Below are 19,478 nucleotides of genomic sequence, written 5' to 3' on the forward strand. Positions count from 1 at the left end.
TCACGGTGCAGCGTTTTTTTATGCTACTCTGTTCGACTATTAGAATTTGATTCACTCTTTTATGCATAATTCTCAAGCGTTCACAGACTCTCTTCCTAAACACATTGCTATCATTATGGATGGTAATGGTCGCTGGGCAAAAGCTCAGGGCAAGCCTCGCGTCTTTGGCCATAAAAACGGTGTTCAAGCCGTTCGTAAAACTATCTCTTCTGCAGCCAGACTTGGCATTAAAGCCGTTACTCTTTTTGCATTTAGTAGCGAAAACTGGCGTCGTCCTGAAGAAGAAGTCGGTATCTTGATGGAACTGTTTATTTCAGTGCTGTCGAGTGAAGTTAAAAAGCTTCATAAAAATAATCTACAACTTCGTGTTATTGGTGATAAAAGTCGTTTCAATGATCGACTACAAAAGAAGATAGAAGAAGCGGAAGCTTTGACTAGCACCAATACGGGTATGGTTATTAATATTGCAGCTAACTACGGCGGTAAGTGGGATATTCAGCAAGCAATGACCTCTATTGCTCAACAGGTAAAGTCTGGTGATATTAATGTAGATGACATTGATGAAGCTATGATTACACAGCACCTGACAATGGCAGATATTCCTGAAGTCGATCTACTTATCCGTACCAGTGGCGAATGCCGCATTAGTAATTTTATGCTTTGGCAGTTGGCTTACGCCGAAATGTATTTCACTGAACAATTCTGGCCAGACTTTAATGAAGACAGCTTAGTAGAAGCTGTGACTTGGTTTGTTAACCGTGAGCGTCGTTTTGGATGCACCGGTGAGCAAATTAAAGCTCTGATGGACAGTTAATAAGGATTTTTTGGTTTGAAACAACGAATTATTACGGCGTTGATTTTAGCTCCCCTAGTTATTCTAGGTATTTTCGAGTTATCACTTCCTACATTTATTCTTTCACTAGCGGTAATCTCGCTATTGGGTTTTTGGGAGTGGACTCAGTTTGTTGAAAGCAAATCACGTTATGTAGCGTTGATTCCAACGGTTGTGGTAAGTGCTGCAAGTTTTGCTTTTATCCCTTTTGATGCATTTAGCCTTAATAACTTGTCTACTGCTCACTACGCCATTCTAACGATTGGCTCGATTTGGTGGGTAATCGCGAGTGGCATGGCGGTGACTTATCCTAAGTCTATGCCTGCATGGAAAGACTCTTCTCTTCTTCGTCACGCCTTTGGTGTGCTGACTCTGCTGCCATTCTTCTGGAGTGTGGTTATCCTGCGTGCTAACGGTATCGATGCTGATCCTTACCACGGTGCTAAACTGGTGATGTTTGTTTGCTTGCTTGTTTGGGCTGCAGATAGCGGCGCATACTTTTCAGGAAAGAGTTTTGGTAAGCGTAAAATGGCACCAGCGGTAAGCCCTAATAAGACGATTGAAGGTCTTATCGGTGGCATTGTTACTGCGGTGATCGTGGCTTGGATCTTTGCTGACTTGTTTGACATCCAATTCACAAGCCCACTTCACATGATTGTTATTACCCTTGTGACCGTTGTTATTTCTGTTCTAGGTGACCTTGTTGAAAGCATGTTTAAGCGTGTTTCTGGGGTGAAAGACAGCAGTAATCTGATTCCTGGTCATGGTGGTATACTAGATAGAATAGATAGCTTAACGGCTGCATTCCCTGTCTTTGCTCTGCTTTATTTAGCATTCTAATAAAAAAGGGCAGTGATTCTGCCCTTTATTACATTTCTACGGTCATATGTGATGCGAAATCTAACTATCCTTGGCGCTACCGGCTCAATTGGTGCAAGTACACTAAAAGTCGTTGAGCAAAACCCAGATCTCTATTCGGTCGTGGCACTGGCTGCAGGCTCGAATGTTGAAAAGATGCTGGCGTTAGTTGAAAAGTGGCAACCAAGCTATGTTGCTATGGCTTGCTCTGATGCAGCGTCTCAACTGACTGAAGTGTTGTCCGTGAGTTACCCTAACGTAAAAGTACTTTCAGGCACTGAAGGCATGTGTCAGGTTGCTTCTCTAGAGGAAGTGGACACGGTAATGGCCGCGATTGTTGGTGCCGCTGGTTTACTTCCTACTATGTCTGCGGTTAAAGCGGGCAAGCGTATCTTGCTTGCAAACAAAGAAGCTTTGGTGATGTCTGGGCAGTTGTTTATCGACGCCGTGGAAAAATACGGTGCAGAGCTGCTTCCTGTCGATAGCGAGCATAATGCTATTTTCCAATGCCTTCCGCAGAACGTACAAACTAACCTAGGCCGCTGTAACCTTGAAGAAAACGGCATTAACCATATTCTTCTGACTGGTTCTGGTGGTCCTTTCCGTTATACCGATGTGGCTGAACTCGAATCAGTGACTCCTGAACGCGCAATTGCACACCCTAACTGGTCTATGGGGCCTAAGATCTCTGTCGATTCTGCGACTATGATGAATAAAGGGCTAGAGTACATTGAAGCGAAATGGCTATTTAATGCTTCTCAGGAGCAGTTAAAGGTCATCATTCACCCGCAGTCTGTGATTCACTCGATGGTTCAGTACAAGGATGGCTCTGTGCTTGCTCAAATGGGCGAACCAGATATGGCAACGCCAATCGCTTTGACGATGTCTTACCCTAATCGTACCGAGGCGGGTGTTAAGCCTTTAGACTTTACTAAAGTGGGTGAGCTTACCTTCTTAGAACCAGATTTCAGTCGTTACCCGTGTTTGAGGTTAGCGATTGAAGCGTGCTACTTAGGTCAGCATGCGACAACAGCCATTAATGCAGCAAACGAGATCGCGGTCGATGCTTTCTTGAACAATCAGGTGAAGTTTACCGATATTGCTGTCATTAACGAACACGTTATGAGCAAAGTATGTGAACAACATAACTCTGAGGGCTTAGATAGCTTGGAAAGCCTTCTCGAGCTCGATAATATGTCTCGTCAAATAGCCATTCAATTTATTAAAGAGCAGCTAGCATGAGTGGAATTCTGTGGAACTTCGCATCTTTTATCGTAGCGCTTGGCATTCTGGTTGCTGTTCATGAGTTTGGACACTTCTGGGTCGCTCGTCGTTGTGGTGTGAAAGTTGAAAAATTCTCGATTGGTTTTGGTAAATCGATCTGGAGCAAAGTAGGCCGAGATGGTACGGAATACAGCTTGTCCGTGATTCCATTGGGCGGTTACGTAAAAATGCTCGACGGTCGTGTCGATGACCTATCAGAAGATGAGCAGCAGTACGCGTTTGATAAAAAGCCATTGTGGAAGCGAACCGCGATTGTTGGCGCTGGACCAGCGTTTAACTTCATCTTTGCTGTGTTTGCATATTGGTTAGTATTTTTGATTGGCGTACCCGCGGTTAAGCCCGTGATTGGTGAAGTCACTCCACAATCTATTGCTGCACAAGCCGGAATTGAAACTGGAATGGAACTTAAATCTATTTCAGGAATCAAAACCGCAGATTGGGAATCAGTCAATATGGGGTTGATATCGCACATTGGTGATCAATCCATGACAGTGACGGTTGCTTCTCAAGACGACATCGGCTTTGAGCAACAAATGACATTGGATATTTCAGACTGGTCGTTCAACCCAGAAACTGAATCTGCAATGACAACGCTGGGCTTTAGACCGTATTCTCCAGAGATATCGACCGTACTGGCTCAAATCATTGATGATGGCGCTGCATACGATGCAGGTCTTGAAGCTGGCGATAAAATTGTTGAGATTAACGGGCAACCTATTGAACAGTGGCAGTCGGTTGTTGAGTTAATTCGTGCTAATCCAATGACATCATTGGACTTGGTCGTATTGCGAAATGGTGCCGAGCAGTCATTGGTTATGACGCCAAAAAGCCGCGAGCTTTCTGATGGTTCGACAATCGGCTATGCAGGTATTGCTCCGGAAGTCGCAGAATGGCCAGAAGATTATCGCTTTGAGTTACAATTTGGTGTAATTGAGTCTGTAGGAAAAGCATTTGATAAAACAGGTCAAATCATTGGATTGACACTGACAATGCTTAAGAAGCTCATCGTTGGTGATGTTGGCTTAAACAACTTGAGTGGCCCTATTTCAATCGCTAAAGGTGCAGGTACAACCGCCGATTATGGTCTGGTTTACTTCTTGGGCTTTTTGGCTCTGATTAGTGTTAACTTAGGGATTATTAATTTGGTTCCGCTGCCTATGCTTGATGGCGGACATTTGCTGTTTTTCGCTATTGAGGCCGTTACTCGTAAACCGGTACCTGAGAAAGTTCAGGAAATGGGATACAGAGTGGGAGGGGCAATCCTCTTCTCATTGATGGCTCTGGCAATATTTAACGATTTTACTCGTCTGTGAATGGTTTCTCACAGGCATTGGTAGTAGCAAGGAATAATTAGAATAAGTATGGCGATTAAGCAAATTCTGTTCGCAAGTCTATTGGCCACTAGTGTGGCTGCGAACGGAGCACAAAACTTTGTAGTTCAAGATATCAAGATCGAAGGTTTACAGCGTGTTGCACTTGGTGCAGCTCTACTGAAAATGCCAGTACGTATTGGCGATGAAGTAGATGAAAGCGATGTGTCTGAGATCATTCGTGCATTGTATGCTTCGGGCAACTTTGAGGACGTTAAAGTACTTCGTGATGAAGGTGTATTGATTGTTCAAGTTCAAGAACGACCGACCATCGCAAGCATCTCATTCTCTGGTAATAAAGCGATTAAAGAAGAACAGCTTCAGCAGAACCTAGATGCGTCTGGTGTTCGTGAAGGTGAAGCCCTTGACCGTACTACGCTGAGTAACATTGAAAAAGGCCTTGAAGATTTTTACTACAGTGTTGGTAAGTACAACGCGACAGTAAAAGCGGTTGTGACACCTCTGCCACGTAACCGTTCTGACCTTAAGTTTGTGTTTACTGAGGGCGTATCCGCTAAGATTCAGCAAATCAACTTTATCGGTAATGAAGTCTTCTCTGACTCTGAACTGCTTAGTCGTTTCAATCTGAATGTTGATGTTGCATGGTGGAATTTCCTTGCGGATGAAAAATACCAAAAGCAAGTATTAGCCGGTGATATCGAAGCGCTGAAATCTTACTACCTTGACCGTGGTTACCTTAAGTTTAAGGTTGACTCTACGCAGGTGGCGATCTCTCCAGACAAAAAAGGTGTTTACATCACGCTTGGCCTCGATGAAGGCGAAGCCTACACCGTTAAAGATGTCTCTTTCCGTGGTGAATTAATCGGTCGTGAGGCTGACTTCGAAGCGTTAGTGCCATTCGAAGACGGCGATACGTACAACGGTTCTTCGGTAACGTCTTTGGAAGAGAACGTAAAACGAATTCTTGGTGAATCTGGCTACGCGTACCCACAAGTTCGCACGATTCCTGAATTTGACGATGAGACCAAAGAAGTGTCGTTGGTTATCAATGTAGAAGCGGGCAGCCGTATCTATGTTCGTGATATTCGATTCACGGGTAACAACTCAACGAAAGACGAAGTACTGCGTCGTGAAATGCGTCAAATGGAAGGCAGCTGGCTTAACTCTAAGTCCATTGATACCGGTAAGAGCCGTCTTAACCGTTTAGGTTTCTTTGAAACGGTTGATGTACAAACAGTGCGTGTTCCTGGCAGTGAAGACCAAGTTGATTTGGTTTACAACGTTAAGGAAGCGAACTCAGGCAGTATCAACTTTGGTGTCGGCTACGGTACTGAATCTGGTGTGAGTTTCCAAGTTGGCCTGCAACAAGACAACTTTGCGGGCTCTGGTAACCGTGTTGGCGTAAGTGCCATGATGAACGATTACCAAAAAAACGTGAGCTTAGACTACCGTGACCCATACTGGAACCTGGATGGTGTGAGCTTAGGCGGTAAGATCTTCTACAACGAATTTGAAGCCTCTGAAGCGGGCATCGTCGACTATACCAACCAAAGTTATGGTACGAGCTTAACCTGGGGTTTCCCTATGGATGAGCTGAACCGCATTGAGTTCGGTGTTGGCTATACGCACAACAAGATCGGTAACGTACCGACTTATATCCAGGTTGAACAGTTTGCGAGAAGTATCGACCAATACGGTGATGAGCACATCTTAACCGATGACTTCGATATCAATATTTCATGGACGCGTAACAATTTGAACCGTGGTTTCTTCCCAACTGAGGGTAACCACCAACGTGCTTTCGCTAAAATGACGGTACCAGGCTCTGATGCTCAGTACTTCAAAATGCAGTACGATGTAAAACATTACATCCCGCTGACCAAAAAGCATGAGTTCACACTATTGATGCGCGGCCGATTAGGCTATGGTAATGGTTATGGTCAAACAGATGGTAACGATAACTTGTTCCCATTCTACGAGAACTACTACGCAGGTGGTTTTACAACCCTACGTGGTTTTGGCTCTAACTCAGCTGGCCCGAAAGCCGTTTACGGCAGCAGCACAGGTAATAACCCAACCTATGATACCGCTACTGATGATTCAGTGGGTGGTAACGCGGTTGCCTTAGCAAGCTTAGAGTTAATTGTACCAACGCCGTTTGCTTCTGATGAAGCGCGCAGCCAAATTCGTACCAGTGTCTTCTTCGATATGGCAAGTGTATGGGATACCGAGTTCGTAGACCGTGGCGCACCTAACAGTGGCGGCCAGTACTACTACGATTACTCTGATCCAACAAATTACCGTTCATCTTATGGTGCAGCCCTTCAATGGATGTCACCGATGGGCCCACTGGTTTTCTCTCTAGCGAAACCAATTAAAGTTTACGAAGGTGATGATGAGGAATTCTTCACATTCACCATTGGTAGAACTTTCTAATATTTAAAGGACAATATTTTGAAAAATATGATTAAAGCAGCAGGTTTAGGCCTTGTAGTTCTTAGCTCTTCTTTCTTTGCAACAGCTGCTGAAGCTGCGCAAAAAGTGGGTTATGTAAACACTGCACAAGTATTCCAGGCTCTACCTCAGCGTGAAGTTGTTCTTCAAAAAATGCAGGAAGAGTTCAAAGACAAAGCAGCTGAGCTACAGAGCATTCAAGCTGAAGCTAAAACGAAGATTGAAAAGCTTAAGCGTGATGGCGAGCTACTAGGTCCTGACGAAGTTGAGAAGCTACGTATCGAAGTAGGCCAACTAGACAGCAAGTACAAAATCAAAGCTCAAGCACTAGAAAAAGCAAGCCAACGTCGTGAAGCACAAGAGAAGCAGAAGCTATTCAAAGTGATTCAAGATGCTGTAACGAAAGTTGCAGAGAAAGAAGGCTACGACATGATCGTTGATATTCAAGCTCTGCAATACGGCAAGCCAGAATACAACATCTCTGAGAAAGTAATTAAAGCACTGAAATAAGTTTTATGAAGAATCTGACTTTAGCCGAATTGGCAACGATTACTGGGGGAGAGCTACACGGAGATGGTACAATTACCGTTTCAGCAGTCGCTCCGATGGATAAAGCGCAAGAAGGTAACATTACGTTCCTTTCTAACGTGAAGTACAGCAAGCACCTAGGTGACTGTAAAGCGTCCGCTATTATGGTTAAAGAGAGTGAGCGTCAACTGTGCAAGACTAACGTGATTGTGGTTAATGACCCTTATGTTGCTTTTGCTAAAGTTGCTCAAGCGCTTGATACTACTCCTGCTCCCGCAGCGGCTATTGCTGATTCTGCTTCAATCTCTAGCGAAGCAACCATTGGACAAAATGTGTCTATTGGCGCGAACGCTGTGATTGAGTCTGGTGTAGTACTTAGTGATGATGTGATCATCGGTGCTGGTTGCTTTATTGGTAAAAATGCAAAAATTGGCGCAGGCACTAAGCTGTGGGCTAACGTAAGTGTTTACCATGAAGTTGTGATTGGTGAAGGATGTCTGATCCAATCAAGTACTGTTATTGGCTCTGATGGCTTTGGCTATGCGAACGAGAAAGGTGAGTGGGTTAAGATCCCGCAAGTGGGTTCTGTTCGCATTGGTAACCGCGTAGAAATCGGCGCGTGTACTACCATTGACCGTGGTGCATTAGATGACACAATCATTGAAGATAACGTTATCTTAGATAACCAACTTCAAATTGCTCACAATGTTCACATCGGATATGGTTCTGCTCTTGCGGGTGGTACTATCATCGCAGGCAGCACGACGATAGGTAAGTACTGTATTATTGGTGGCGGCAGTGTGATTAATGGTCACATTGAAATCGTTGATGGCGTTACAATCACCGGTATGGGGATGGTAATGCGCAGCATCACTGAGAAAGGCATGTACTCTTCAGGTATTCCTTTACAGCCAAATAAAGATTGGCGTAAAACAGCAACGCGTGTTCATCGAATTGATGAAATGAACAAGCGTTTGAAAACTGTTGAAAAACTTATCGAGAAGAGCGCGGAATCATAATTCCAGCATTTCTAATAAAAGGCTCGCGTACAGCGAGTCTTTTTCGTTTATAATCCTTCTAATTAAATAAAGAATATATATAGGAATACGACTTTGACTACTGAACAGACAACGATGAACATTACTGAAATTCAGGAACTATTACCTCATCGCTACCCATTCTTAATGGTTGATCGTGTGACTAGCTTTGAAAAAGAAAAAACACTGACTGCGATTAAGAATGTCTCTGTTAACGAACCTCAGTTCACAGGCCACTTCCCACAACTTCCTGTATTCCCAGGCGTGTTGATCTTAGAAGCAATGGCACAAGCAACAGGCCTTCTAGCATTTAAATCTTTTGGTGCGCCTTCTGGCAACGAGCTTTACTACTTTGCAAGTGTTGATAAAGCAAAATTCCGTAAGCCAGTAGTACCTGGTGACCAACTGGTTATCGAAGTTGAATTCTTAAAAGAACGTCGTGGCATCGCATCGTTTAATGGTGTTGCTAAGGTTGACGGCGTAGTTGTATGTTCAGCTGAACTTAAATGTGCTCGTAGAGAGTTTTAATATGATTCATGAAACAGCGAAAATTCACCCGGCAGCAGTAATCGAAGGTGATGTAACTATCGGTGCTAACGTGACGGTTGGGCCTTTCACTTACATTGCTGGTAACGTGACAATTGGTGACGACACTGAAGTGATGTCGCACGTTGTGATCAAAGGTCACACAACCATTGGTAAAGAAAACCGTATCTTCCCACACGCTGTTATCGGTGAAGAAAACCAAGATAAGAAATACGGCGGCGAAGACACAACAGTTGTGATCGGTGATCGCAACGTAATTCGTGAAGCGGTTCAAATCCATCGTGGTACGGTTCAAGACAAAGCAACCACAGTGATTGGTGATGACAACTTACTTTGTGTTAATGCTCACGTAGCGCACGATGTTATTGTTGGTAACCACACTCACATTGGTAACAACGCTATTCTTGGCGGTCATGTAACGGTTGGCGACTACGCTGGTGTTATGGCACTTTCTGCGATTCACCCATTCTGCTCAATTGGTGCTTACGCATACATCGGTGGCTGTTCTGCAGTTGTTCAAGATGTACTGCCGTACGTGCTTGCACAGGGTAACCACGCGGCTCCATTCGGCCTTAACCTAGTAGGCTTGAAGCGTAACGGATTTGAGAAACCTGAAATTCGTGCACTACAGAAAGCGTACAAAGAGCTATACCGTTCAGGTAAAACACTTGAAGAAGCGAAAGCGGCTTTAGTGGAAATGGCAAAAGAGTTTACTTCGGTAGTTCCTATGCTTGAAATGCTAGAGAACTCTGAGCGCGGTATTATTCGTTAATACTCGATGTGGTTATGTACCAATCCGCGTAAGTATGACAATAATTACTTAATCAGATTGGTATAACAAAAAGATCGCTAATCATTAGGCGATCTTTTTTGTTTTAGGCAAGAAGGGAATTGGAAAACTATGGCACAGCAAGAAACAGCAACCAACAGCACGGACTTTGTTTCGATTGAACCACTGCGCGTAGGTATCGTTGTCGGAGAACTCTCTGGTGACACGCTTGGCGAAGGTTTTATCAAAGCAATCAAATCGCAGTACCCGAACGCTGAATTCGTGGGTATTGGCGGACCAAAAATGAAGGCGCTTGGTTGTGAGTCTCTTTTCGAGATGGAAGAGCTGGCTGTCATGGGCTTAGTTGAAGTACTTGGCCGTTTACCTCGCTTATTAAAAGTGAAAGCAGAGCTGGTAAAGTATTTCACTCAAAACCCGCCAGATGTGTTTGTGGGTATCGATGCGCCTGATTTCAACCTAAGGCTTGAGTTAGACCTTAAGAACGCTGGCATCAAAACGGTGCATTACGTGAGCCCTTCAGTGTGGGCTTGGCGTCCCAAACGTATCTTTAAAATCGACAAAGCAACTGACTTGGTATTGGCTTTCTTGCCGTTCGAAAAAGCGTTCTACGATAAATATAACGTTGCCTGTGAGTTTGTTGGTCACACGTTGGCAGACGCGATTCCTTTAGAGCCAAGTAAACAAGATGCTCGAGAGCTGTTAGGTCTTGATCAAGACAAGCAGTGGTTAGCCGTACTGCCGGGCAGTCGTGGCGGTGAGATGGGTTTGATTGCTCAGCCATTTATCGAAACTTGCCAGCGTATTAAGCAGAAGTATCCGGATATCAACTTTGTTGTTGCGCTCGTTAACGAGCAACGTAAAAAGCAGTTTACTGAAATCTGGCAATCGACCGCACCTGAGCTTGAATTCACGTTAGTCGAAGATACGGCAACCAACGTGATTACCGCCGCTGATTCTGTGCTTTTGGCTTCAGGTACCGTGGCTCTCGAATGTATGTTGCTTAAACGCCCTATGGTGGTTGGTTACAAAGTAAATAAGCTGACGGGTTACATTGTTAAGAAGTTGGCGATCACTGAGTTTGTGTCACTGCCGAATATTTTGGCCGGTGAAGAGATCGTGAAAGAGCATATTCTTGAAGAGTGCCACCCAGACTTTTTGTTCCCGTCTGTCGATAAAATGCTATCAGCCGATAACAGTGCCTTGATCGAACGCTTTACCGAGATGCATCACTGGATCCGTAAAGACGCAGACAAACAAGCCGCTAACGCAGTATTGAAATTGATTGACCGACCTTTTGTTGAAGCATAAAGCGCTTACTTACAGAATATTAAGAGATTAGTTATGGCAGTAAAAGAGAAAAAAGAGCTTCCTCCATTTGAATACCCGCAAGGCTACCAGCTGTTTGCTGGCGTGGATGAAGTAGGACGTGGCCCTTTGGTTGGCGACGTGGTGACTGCTGCGGTTATCCTCGATCCAAACAACCCAATCGAAGGCTTAAACGATTCAAAAAAACTGTCTGAGAAAAAGCGTCTTGCGTTACTTCCTGAAATCAAAGAGAAAGCTTTGGCGTGGTCTGTCGGTCGTTGTTCTCCACAAGAAATTGATGAGTTGAATATTCTGCAAGCGACGATGGTTGCTATGCAGCGAGCTATCGCGGGGTTGAGCGTTCAACCTGATATGGCGTTGATAGATGGAAACCGAGTCCCAGAACTGCCGATGGATGGTCTTGCGATTGTGAAGGGGGACTTGCGAGTGGCTGAAATCAGTGCGGCGTCTATTATCGCAAAAGTCGTTCGTGACCAAGAGATGGAAGATCTTGATAAACTTCATCCAGAGTTTGGTTTTGCTAAGCATAAAGGTTACCCGACCAAAGCGCATTTCGAAGCGATTGAAAAACATGGTGTAACCGAGCATTACCGCAAGAGCTTTAAGCCAGTAAAACGTATTCTTGGTATAGATTAGAGCTTTACGTTAACTAGAGCTTAGCATCGAATAAAGTTGCTAACTTGTATTAGAAAAAAATAGAATACACACAGTTGTAATCCTAGGCTCAAACCTAGAACTCAGGAAAAATAATGTCAGATCCAAAATTTGTTCACCTACGCGTACACAGTGACTTTTCGATGGTGGATGGCCTATCCAAGGTGCCACCATTAGTTAAAAAAGTCGCTGAAATGGGTATGCCTGCTCTAGCATTGACCGACTTTACCAACCTGTGTGGTTTAGTGAAGTTTTACGGTACTGCCCATGGGTGTGGGGTTAAACCTATTATTGGTGCTGACTTCTTGATGCAGTCTCCAGAATTCGGTGACGAGTTGACCAAGCTCACCGTTATCGCAACGAACAATAAAGGTTATAACAACCTAACGTTACTCATCTCAAAAGCTTACCTTCGTGGTCATGTTCAACATCAGCCTGTTATTGATAAAGAGTGGCTAATTGAGAATGCAGAAGGCCTGATCATTCTATCTGGCGCCAAAGAAGGTGAGATTGGTAAGGCGTTGCTGAAAGGTAACCGTGACTTGGTTGCAAGCAGCGTCGAGTTTTACAAAACGTACTTCGCCGATCGTTTTTACTTGGAACTGATTCGTACCGGACGTCCGGATGAAGAGTCATACTTACACTTTGCGTTGGAACTGGCTGAGCAGGAAGACCTGCCTGTTGTCGCAACCAACGAAGTGGTTTTTCTAACTGAAGACCTGTTTGATGCTCACGAAATCCGCGTGGCGATCCATGATGGTTTCACTATGGTCGATCCTCGTCGCCCTAAGAACTACAGCGCGCAGCAATATCTACGTAGTGAAGAAGAGATGTGTGAGCTGTTCTCAGACATTCCTGAAGCACTTGAGAACAGTGTTGAGATTGCTAAGCGTTGTAATGTAACGGTTCGTCTGGGCGAGTACTTCCTGCCTAACTTCCCAACGGAAGGTTTGGCGATTGAAGACTTCTTGATCAAGAAATCTGAAGAAGGCCTTGAGCGACGTCTAGCGTTCCTATTCCCAGATGAAAAAGTGCGTGCTGAGCGCAGACCGGAATACGATGAGCGACTCAAGATTGAGCTCGAAGTTGTTAACAACATGGGTTTCCCAGGTTACTTCTTGATCGTAATGGAGTTCATCCAGTGGTCAAAAGACAACGATGTGCCAGTAGGTCCTGGCCGTGGTTCTGGTGCCGGCTCTCTAGTAGCTTACGCCTTGGATATCACCGATCTCGATCCACTTGAATACGATCTACTTTTCGAACGTTTCTTGAACCCAGAACGTGTATCCATGCCCGATTTCGATATCGACTTCTGTATGGATAAGCGCGACCAAGTTATTGATCACGTGGCTGAGATGTACGGTCGTGATGCTGTTTCTCAGATCATCACCTTTGGTACCATGGCGGCAAAAGCGGTAATCCGCGATGTAGGCCGTGTATTGGGCCACCCGTTTGGTTTCGTCGATCGAATTTCAAAGCTTGTACCGCCAGACCCGGGTATGACGCTAGAGAAAGCATTCCTTGCTGAACCTGCATTGCCAGAGCTTTACGATGGCGATGAAGAAGTTCGTGAGCTGATTGATAAGTGTCGCATCCTTGAAGGTTGTACGCGAAATGCCGGTAAGCACGCAGGTGGTGTTGTTATCTCACCCACCACGATCACCGATTTTGCGCCAATCTATGCCGACGCAGAAGGTAACTTCCCAGTAACGCAGTTCGATAAGAATGACGTTGAAACGGCTGGCTTGGTTAAGTTCGACTTCTTGGGGCTGCGTACCCTGACCATCATCGACTGGGCGTTAGGCCTAGTGAATCCACGTTTGAAGAAAGAGGGGAAAGAACCGGTTCGTATCGAGTCGATTCCTCTTGATGACCAAGCGTCATTTAACCTATTACAAAATTCTGAAACCACCGCGGTATTCCAGCTGGAATCGCGTGGTATGAAAGACCTTATCAAACGTCTACAGCCCGACTGTTTTGAAGATATTATCGCATTGGTAGCCTTGTTCCGTCCGGGTCCTCTGCAATCAGGCATGGTAGATAACTTTATCGACCGTAAGCACGGCCGAGAAGCGGTTTCATACCCAGATGAAACGTGGCAGCACGAATCGCTTAAAGAGACACTAGAACCTACGTACGGCATCATCCTGTACCAAGAACAGGTAATGCAAATCGCACAGATCCTCGCTGGTTATACGCTTGGCGGAGCGGATATGTTGCGTCGTGCGATGGGTAAGAAAAAGCCAGAAGAGATGGCAAAGCAGCGTGGTACCTTTAAAGAGGGCGCTGAAGCCAATGGTGTTGATGGCGAACTGGCCATGAAGATCTTTGACTTGGTAGAGAAATTTGCGGGCTACGGCTTTAACAAATCTCACTCGGCCGCATACGCACTGGTTTCTTATCAAACGCTATGGCTGAAAACGCACTACCCAGCGGAATTTATGGCTGCGGTAATGACAGCGGATATGGATAACACCGAGAAGGTTATCGGCCTTGTTGATGAATGTTTCCGTATGAAGCTCAAGCTTTTACCACCAGATATCAACTCAGGTTTATACCGTTTCAATGTGGATGAAGATGGCGCGATTGTTTATGGCATCGGTGCGATCAAAGGGGTCGGTGAAGGCCCTATTGAAGCGATCATTGAAGCGCGAAATAAAGGCGGTTACTTTAAAGACTTATTCGACTTCTGTGCACGCCTTGATCTGAAGAAGGTCAACAAACGTGTTATCGAAAAGTTGATTCTATCCGGAGCCTTAGATAGATTAGGTCCTCACCGAGCGGCAATGATGGCATCTTTGAAAGATGCGGTGAAGGCGGCGAGTCAACATCATCATGCCGAGTCTTTTGGTCAATCTGATATGTTTGGCGTGTTGACCGACGCTCCGGAAGAGGTTGAACACAAGTATACCCAAGTGCCTAAATGGCCTGAGAAGGTTTGGCTTGAAGGTGAACGTGAAACGCTTGGTTTGTATTTAACGGGTCACCCGGTTAACGCTTACATCAAAGAGTTAGCGAAATACACCAGCTGTCGTTTGAAAGATGCCACGCCAACGCGTCGTGACCAATCACTAACAATTGCAGGCTTGGTGATTGCTGCGAGAGTGATGACGACGAAGCGCGGCACGCGAATTGGTTTGATGACACTTGATGACCGTTCGGGGCGAATGGAAGTGATGTTGTTCTCGGATGCGCTCGATCGCTACGCAGAATTGCTCGAAAAAGACAAAATTGTGGTCGTTTCCGGACAGGTCAGCTTTGATGATTTCAATGGCGGGCTTAAAATGTCCGCGCGCGAGGTCATGGACTTAGGAAGCGCCCGTGAGAAATATGCTCGTGGGGTGTCGATATCTATCGACCAATCCCAAATTAACGGTCAATTTTTTGAACGCTTTAGTCAAATCTTAGAACCTTATAGAGCCGGAACGGTCCCAGTCAATGTATACTACCAGCGTGCCGACGCTAGAGCGCGGTTAACATTGGGCACAGAATGGCGCGTGACGCCAAGTGATACATTACTAGACGAATTAAAACAGCTGCTTGGAAATAGCCAAGTAGAACTCGAATTTAACTAAAATTTAGCTTCGCGAATGCGGAGCTGAATCAACAAGGATTCATAGATGAGCCTGAACTTTCTAGAATTTGAAAAGCCTATCGCTGAACTTGAAGCAAAAATCGAAGCGCTACGTGACGTTTCGCGTCACGGTGGTGACACAGCGGTAGATCTAGACAAAGAAATCGAACAACTAGAGAAAAAAAGCTTAGAGCTTAAACAGAAAATCTTTAGTGACTTAGGTGCATGGCAGGTAGCTCAACTTGCTCGTCACCCTCAACGTCCTTACACCAAAGATTACCTGGAGCATGCATTCACAGAGTTTGAAGAGATGGCGGGCGATCGCGCTTACGCTGACGACAAAGCTATTGTGGGTGGTATGGCTCGTCTAAATGGCCGTCCTGTTATGGTTATTGGTCACCAGAAAGGTCGTGAGACTAAAGAGAAAGTGATCCGTAACTTTGGTATGCCAAAGCCAGAAGGTTACCGTAAGGCGCTACGTCTAATGGAAACTGCTGAGCGTTTCAACATGCCTATTATTACTTTCATCGACACAGCGGGCGCATACCCAGGTGTTGGTGCTGAAGAGCGTGGTCAATCTGAAGCTATCGCTAAAAACCTAAAAGTGATGGCTGGCCTTTCAGTTCCTGTTATCTGTAACGTTGTGGGTGAAGGCGGTTCTGGTGGCGCACTAGCGATTGGTGTTGGTGACTACGTGAACATGCTTCAGTACTCTACGTACTCAGTAATCTCTCCAGAAGGTTGTGCTTCAATCTTATGGCGCGATTCAGATAAAGCACCACAAGCAGCTGAAGCGATGGGCCTGATTGCTCCTCGTCTTAAAGAGCTTGAGCTTATCGACGAAATCATTCCTGAGCCTCTAGGTGGCGCGCACCGCGACCCTGCACAAACCGCTCAAAACATGAAAGACATGTTAGTTAAACAGCTAGAAGAGCTAGAGCAGTTTGATAACGAAACGCTGCTTGAGCGTCGTTACCAGCGTCTAATGAGCTACGGCTACTGCTGATAACTTGCCTTAGCGATAAGGCTAGCTATACGAACAAATGATGAAAGGGTTGGACTCAGTGCCAACCCTTTTTTATTATTAAAACATTATCCCTTAACACACGATCTCTTGGTTTATTAGCCTCATGACACACTTAATTGATACCTTCACATCTGTACTTGATCAAAGCGCGCTTAAGCCTTGTCGGTTGATCGTCGCTTTCAGTGGTGGTGTCGATTCACGAGTGTTGTTGGAGTTGGCTGCCCAATTCGCTAAGTCCCATCACATCGATTGCTGTGCGGTACATGTTCACCACGGCTTAAGCAACAATGCTGATTATTGGGCAGAGCAGTGCAAAACATGGTGTGATGCTTTGTCGGTATCCTTGTTCATTGAACGAGTCTCGCTAGATATTAGCCGTGGAGAAAGCGTTGAAAAGCTGGCTCGAGACGCGCGATACCAAGCCCTTAAAAAGCATATTAGACAAGGTGATGTGTTAGTGACAGGCCAGCACATCGATGACCAAGTCGAGACCTTCTTGTTAGCTCTTAAGCGTGGCAGTGGTCCGAAAGGGCTCTCTTCAATGGCGAAAGTGATGCCATTTTCAGGTGCTCATATCGTTCGCCCACTGCTGTCGGTGACGAGAACGGATATTGAAGTGGCGGCGCGCGATATGGCTTTAACTTGGGTAGAAGATGAGAGTAATCAAGACGTTCGCTTTGACCGTAATTTTATTCGTCATCAAGTCACTCCGACACTGACCGTGCGTTGGCCTAGTTTTCGAGAATCGGTCAGTCGTAGTGCTCAGCTATGTGCAGAGCAAGAGTTACTGTTGGATGAGTTGTTAGAATCTCACTTACAACAAGCTTTGACTGAGAAGCACAGCTTAAGTATTGAGGTATTATCTCAGTACTCTGATTTACTGCGTGCACGCTTATTAAGAATGTGGCTGAGCCGCTGTAATCAACCGATGCCGAGCCAAAAGCAGCTCAAACTTATATGGGATGAGGTGGCATGTGCTCAGGCAGACGCCAACCCTAAGCTGGTGTTGAATGAGGTTGAGGTTAGACGTTTTAATCATCAGCTCCATGTCGTAAAAGAGACCAAAGACTTGTCGAACTGGCAAAGTGATATCTCGATGGAAGAGAGCTTAGTTTTGCCTGACGGTTTAGGGGAACTACACTTAACTTCAGCGGCGAGTGATGGTGTATCTAACCACTGTGATGCGCAACATTTTAGTCTCAACACAACGAGAGGAACACTGCGAGTGATATTTAACCCTGAGGGATTGTCAGCACACCCTGTTGGGCGCGGTCATAGCAGGAAGCTTAAGAAGTTGTTTCAAGAGTACCAAGTACCCAGTTGGTTAAGACGCAGAACGCCGATATTAATGGATGGCGATCGAGTGATCGCTGTTTTAGGCTTATTCGTAGATAAAAACTACGAAGGTCAAGATTGTGAAGCGCTTTGGAGCAAGTAGAAAAAGTTTATGTCACAATTCACCGTCACTTTAATAAAAATAATTAATGGAATATGCAATGAAGAAAATTACACTAGGATTAGTTCTTGGATTTGGACTATTGAGTGGTAACGCTCTGGCGGCTGATGTTGCTGCGGGTCAAGCTAAAGCAGCAATCTGTGCGGCATGTCATGGTGCAGACGGTATCGCAGTGATCCCTGGCTATCCAAACCTTAAAGGTCAAAACGAGCAATACATCGCTTCATCAATTAAGGCCTATAAGAATGGCCAGCGCACCGGCGGTTTGGCCGCTGTAATGCAGGCTCAAGCTTCAATGCTGAGTGATGAAGACATCGCGAATCTAGCCGCTTACTACGCAAGCCTTAAGTAAAACCTTCTCAAAGCGCTGATTAAACAAGATGATAAATTTCGAGCCAGAGCTTTAAAGCTCTGGCTTTTTTCATTGAATGTTTACTATAGCTAACCGATAATGAGCCATTCGCACAGTTTAAGGGATGAACATGAAAAAGATTGAAGCCATTATCAAGCCATTCAAACTTGATGATGTACGTGAAGCACTTGCAGAAGTGGGTATTACGGGTATGACAGTATCTGAAGTTAAAGGCTTTGGACGTCAAAAAGGTCATACTGAGCTATACCGCGGCGCAGAGTACATGGTCGACTTTTTACCTAAAGTGAAACTAGAAATCGTTGTGACCGACGAAGTGGCTGACCAATGTGTTGATACCATCATTGAGACGGCTCAAACAGGTAAAATTGGTGACGGTAAGATCTTCATTACTGAAGTTGAACGTGTGGTACGTATTCGTACTGGCGAAGAAGACGAAGACGCCGTATAAAAAAACTATTACCCTAAAAGGAGCGTTTATCGCTCCTTTTTCATCTCTGGTAGGGTGCTGTATGTTTAAGAAAACCATCATTGTTATCACGTTATTGATAACGCTTGCTGTCGTTAGTTTTCATTTTATCTTCGTGATCCCGAATAAACCCAACCTGATCATTTCCTCTCAAAGTACCAGTAACGACATCTACAGTTGCTACCAAAACTCTGCACCGAAAGCGATTGATGTGTCTGATGGCTTAGACATTACGGTGTGGAATATCTACAAGCAAAACCGAAATAATTGGCAGAGTGAGTTAAATAAGCTGTCGGCAGGTAGCGATTTAGTCTTGCTGCAAGAAGCTAGTATGACAGAAGGACTTCGCCAATGGGTAATGAGCGGACAGTGGGGAAGCACACGTGTTAATGCGTTTGAGGCCTTTGAGCAAAGTGCTGGGGTACTCAACCTAGCAACCCATTTACCGATTGAAGCGTGTGCTTATACTCATGAAGAACCTTGGCTTCAACTGCCTAAATCGGCGCTTTGGTCGCGTTACCAACTAAACAATGGCGAAGAGCTGGCTGTGATTAATATCCACGCTGTGAACTTTACCTTTGGTACGGAAGATTACGAGGCTCAGCTCAAGAGCTTAACTGACAATCTGCAAAAGTATCGTGGGCCGGTTATTTTTGCTGGGGACTTTAATAGCTGGAGTGAAGCTCGCTTTGCTGTATTGAAAGATGCGTTGGAGAAGGTTGGTTTGACGGAAGTTGCCTTTGAGCCAGATAACAGAACTCAGTTCATTACAGGACTGGTGCTCGACCATGTGTTCTATCGAGGGCTAGAGGTAGAAAAAGCAAAAGCGCCCATTACGGACGCTTCTGATCATAACCCTATGCGAGTGACCTTTAAGGCTAAATAGTGATTAGCTATTAGTCATTGGAACTTAACCATTCGCACGGTGGTTACCTTGGGAAA

The 19,478-nt window shown here is 45.1% G+C and carries 17 protein-coding genes; all 17 read left to right on the forward strand.

The window, feature by feature from the left end; all coding sequences use genetic code 11:
• Positions 1 to 61: 61 nt before the first annotated feature.
• On the forward strand, positions 62 to 814 hold the full coding sequence (locus AB6D93_RS12370; RefSeq protein WP_017063364.1) for an isoprenyl transferase: 753 nt from the start codon (positions 62 to 64) through the stop codon (positions 812 to 814).
• Between the two features lie 15 nt (positions 815 to 829).
• Positions 830 to 1,672, forward strand: coding sequence for a phosphatidate cytidylyltransferase (locus tag AB6D93_RS12375; protein ID WP_102333430.1), 843 nt, complete (start codon positions 830 to 832; stop codon positions 1,670 to 1,672).
• Positions 1,673 to 1,723: 51 nt separating this feature from the next.
• Positions 1,724 to 2,932, forward strand: a complete 1,209-nt coding sequence (gene ispC, locus AB6D93_RS12380) for a 1-deoxy-D-xylulose-5-phosphate reductoisomerase (protein ID WP_017060737.1) — start codon at positions 1,724 to 1,726, stop codon at positions 2,930 to 2,932.
• Complete coding sequence (rseP, locus tag AB6D93_RS12385; protein WP_017066403.1) at positions 2,929 to 4,287, forward strand: sigma E protease regulator RseP; 1,359 nt, start codon at positions 2,929 to 2,931, stop codon at positions 4,285 to 4,287. Before ispC ends, rseP begins: the two co-directional genes overlap by 4 nt.
• A gap of 48 nt (positions 4,288 to 4,335) precedes the next feature.
• Positions 4,336 to 6,741, forward strand: coding sequence for an outer membrane protein assembly factor BamA (bamA, locus tag AB6D93_RS12390; protein ID WP_017069384.1), 2,406 nt, complete (start codon positions 4,336 to 4,338; stop codon positions 6,739 to 6,741).
• A gap of 27 nt (positions 6,742 to 6,768) precedes the next feature.
• Positions 6,769 to 7,269, forward strand: a complete 501-nt coding sequence (locus tag AB6D93_RS12395) for an OmpH family outer membrane protein (RefSeq protein ID WP_017056311.1) — start codon at positions 6,769 to 6,771, stop codon at positions 7,267 to 7,269.
• 5 nt (positions 7,270 to 7,274) lie between these two features.
• Complete coding sequence (lpxD, locus tag AB6D93_RS12400; RefSeq protein WP_017063368.1) at positions 7,275 to 8,306, forward strand: UDP-3-O-(3-hydroxymyristoyl)glucosamine N-acyltransferase; 1,032 nt, start codon at positions 7,275 to 7,277, stop codon at positions 8,304 to 8,306.
• 93 nt (positions 8,307 to 8,399) lie between these two features.
• A complete protein-coding gene (gene fabZ / locus AB6D93_RS12405) occupies positions 8,400 to 8,852 on the forward strand; it encodes a 3-hydroxyacyl-ACP dehydratase FabZ (RefSeq protein WP_009847408.1) in 453 nt (150 codons plus the stop codon).
• 1 nt (position 8,853) lies between these two features.
• Complete coding sequence (lpxA, locus tag AB6D93_RS12410; protein WP_017069381.1) at positions 8,854 to 9,642, forward strand: acyl-ACP--UDP-N-acetylglucosamine O-acyltransferase; 789 nt, start codon at positions 8,854 to 8,856, stop codon at positions 9,640 to 9,642.
• 129 nt (positions 9,643 to 9,771) lie between these two features.
• A complete protein-coding gene (gene lpxB / locus AB6D93_RS12415) occupies positions 9,772 to 10,968 on the forward strand; it encodes a lipid-A-disaccharide synthase (protein ID WP_102320145.1) in 1,197 nt (398 codons plus the stop codon).
• Positions 10,969 to 11,001: 33 nt separating this feature from the next.
• Positions 11,002 to 11,622 carry a ribonuclease HII gene (gene rnhB, locus AB6D93_RS12420; RefSeq protein WP_017063371.1) on the forward strand — a complete coding sequence of 207 codons (621 nt, stop codon included), beginning with the start codon at positions 11,002 to 11,004 and terminating at the stop codon, positions 11,620 to 11,622.
• A gap of 113 nt (positions 11,623 to 11,735) precedes the next feature.
• Positions 11,736 to 15,215 carry a DNA polymerase III subunit alpha gene (gene dnaE / locus AB6D93_RS12425; RefSeq protein WP_050649624.1) on the forward strand — a complete coding sequence of 1,160 codons (3,480 nt, stop codon included), beginning with the start codon at positions 11,736 to 11,738 and terminating at the stop codon, positions 15,213 to 15,215.
• A 45-nt stretch (positions 15,216 to 15,260) separates the two neighbouring features.
• A complete protein-coding gene (gene accA / locus AB6D93_RS12430; protein ID WP_017060731.1) occupies positions 15,261 to 16,220 on the forward strand; it encodes an acetyl-CoA carboxylase carboxyl transferase subunit alpha in 960 nt (319 codons plus the stop codon).
• A gap of 124 nt (positions 16,221 to 16,344) precedes the next feature.
• The gene (tilS, locus tag AB6D93_RS12435) at positions 16,345 to 17,679 is read left to right on the forward strand and encodes a tRNA lysidine(34) synthetase TilS (protein ID WP_102333431.1); all 1,335 of its coding nucleotides are present in this window, start codon (positions 16,345 to 16,347) and stop codon (positions 17,677 to 17,679) included.
• 46 nt (positions 17,680 to 17,725) lie between these two features.
• Positions 17,726 to 18,049 (forward strand): cytochrome c, encoded by a 324-nt coding sequence (locus tag AB6D93_RS12440; protein ID WP_170791809.1) that lies wholly within the window; start codon positions 17,726 to 17,728, stop codon positions 18,047 to 18,049.
• A gap of 130 nt (positions 18,050 to 18,179) precedes the next feature.
• Positions 18,180 to 18,518: a nitrogen regulatory protein P-II gene (gene glnB / locus AB6D93_RS12445; RefSeq protein WP_017063373.1), complete on the forward strand. Its 339-nt coding sequence runs from the start codon at positions 18,180 to 18,182 to the stop codon at positions 18,516 to 18,518.
• A gap of 61 nt (positions 18,519 to 18,579) precedes the next feature.
• Positions 18,580 to 19,422, forward strand: a complete 843-nt coding sequence (locus AB6D93_RS12450; RefSeq protein ID WP_017060728.1) for an endonuclease/exonuclease/phosphatase family protein — start codon at positions 18,580 to 18,582, stop codon at positions 19,420 to 19,422.
• The last annotated feature ends 56 nt before the right edge of the window (positions 19,423 to 19,478 follow it).

Origin of the sequence: Vibrio sp. 10N.247.310.23 (assembly GCF_041467155.1) — a bacterium.
Taxonomy (GTDB): domain Bacteria; phylum Pseudomonadota; class Gammaproteobacteria; order Enterobacterales; family Vibrionaceae; genus Vibrio; species Vibrio crassostreae_C.

Bases quoted from the DNA above. Each gene is read 5' to 3' on its own strand.
- tilS (WP_102333431.1), top strand. From the start codon at position 16,345: ATGACACACTTAATTGATACCTTCACATCTGTACTTGATCAAAGCGCG.
- glnB (WP_017063373.1), top strand. From the start codon at position 18,180: ATGAAAAAGATTGAAGCCATTATCAAGCCATTCAAACTTGATGATGTA.
- bamA (WP_017069384.1), top strand. From the start codon at position 4,336: ATGGCGATTAAGCAAATTCTGTTCGCAAGTCTATTGGCCACTAGTGTG.
- AB6D93_RS12395 (WP_017056311.1), top strand. From the start codon at position 6,769: ATGATTAAAGCAGCAGGTTTAGGCCTTGTAGTTCTTAGCTCTTCTTTC.
- AB6D93_RS12440 (WP_170791809.1), top strand. From the start codon at position 17,726: ATGGAATATGCAATGAAGAAAATTACACTAGGATTAGTTCTTGGATTT.
- accA (WP_017060731.1), top strand. From the start codon at position 15,261: ATGAGCCTGAACTTTCTAGAATTTGAAAAGCCTATCGCTGAACTTGAA.
- lpxD (WP_017063368.1), top strand. From the start codon at position 7,275: ATGAAGAATCTGACTTTAGCCGAATTGGCAACGATTACTGGGGGAGAG.
- rnhB (WP_017063371.1), top strand. From the start codon at position 11,002: ATGGCAGTAAAAGAGAAAAAAGAGCTTCCTCCATTTGAATACCCGCAA.
- AB6D93_RS12450 (WP_017060728.1), top strand. From the start codon at position 18,580: ATGTTTAAGAAAACCATCATTGTTATCACGTTATTGATAACGCTTGCT.
- ispC (WP_017060737.1), top strand. From the start codon at position 1,724: ATGCGAAATCTAACTATCCTTGGCGCTACCGGCTCAATTGGTGCAAGT.
- dnaE (WP_050649624.1), top strand. From the start codon at position 11,736: ATGTCAGATCCAAAATTTGTTCACCTACGCGTACACAGTGACTTTTCG.
- lpxA (WP_017069381.1), top strand. From the start codon at position 8,854: ATGATTCATGAAACAGCGAAAATTCACCCGGCAGCAGTAATCGAAGGT.
- rseP (WP_017066403.1), top strand. From the start codon at position 2,929: ATGAGTGGAATTCTGTGGAACTTCGCATCTTTTATCGTAGCGCTTGGC.
- AB6D93_RS12370 (WP_017063364.1), top strand. From the start codon at position 62: ATGCATAATTCTCAAGCGTTCACAGACTCTCTTCCTAAACACATTGCT.
- lpxB (WP_102320145.1), top strand. From the start codon at position 9,772: ATGGCACAGCAAGAAACAGCAACCAACAGCACGGACTTTGTTTCGATT.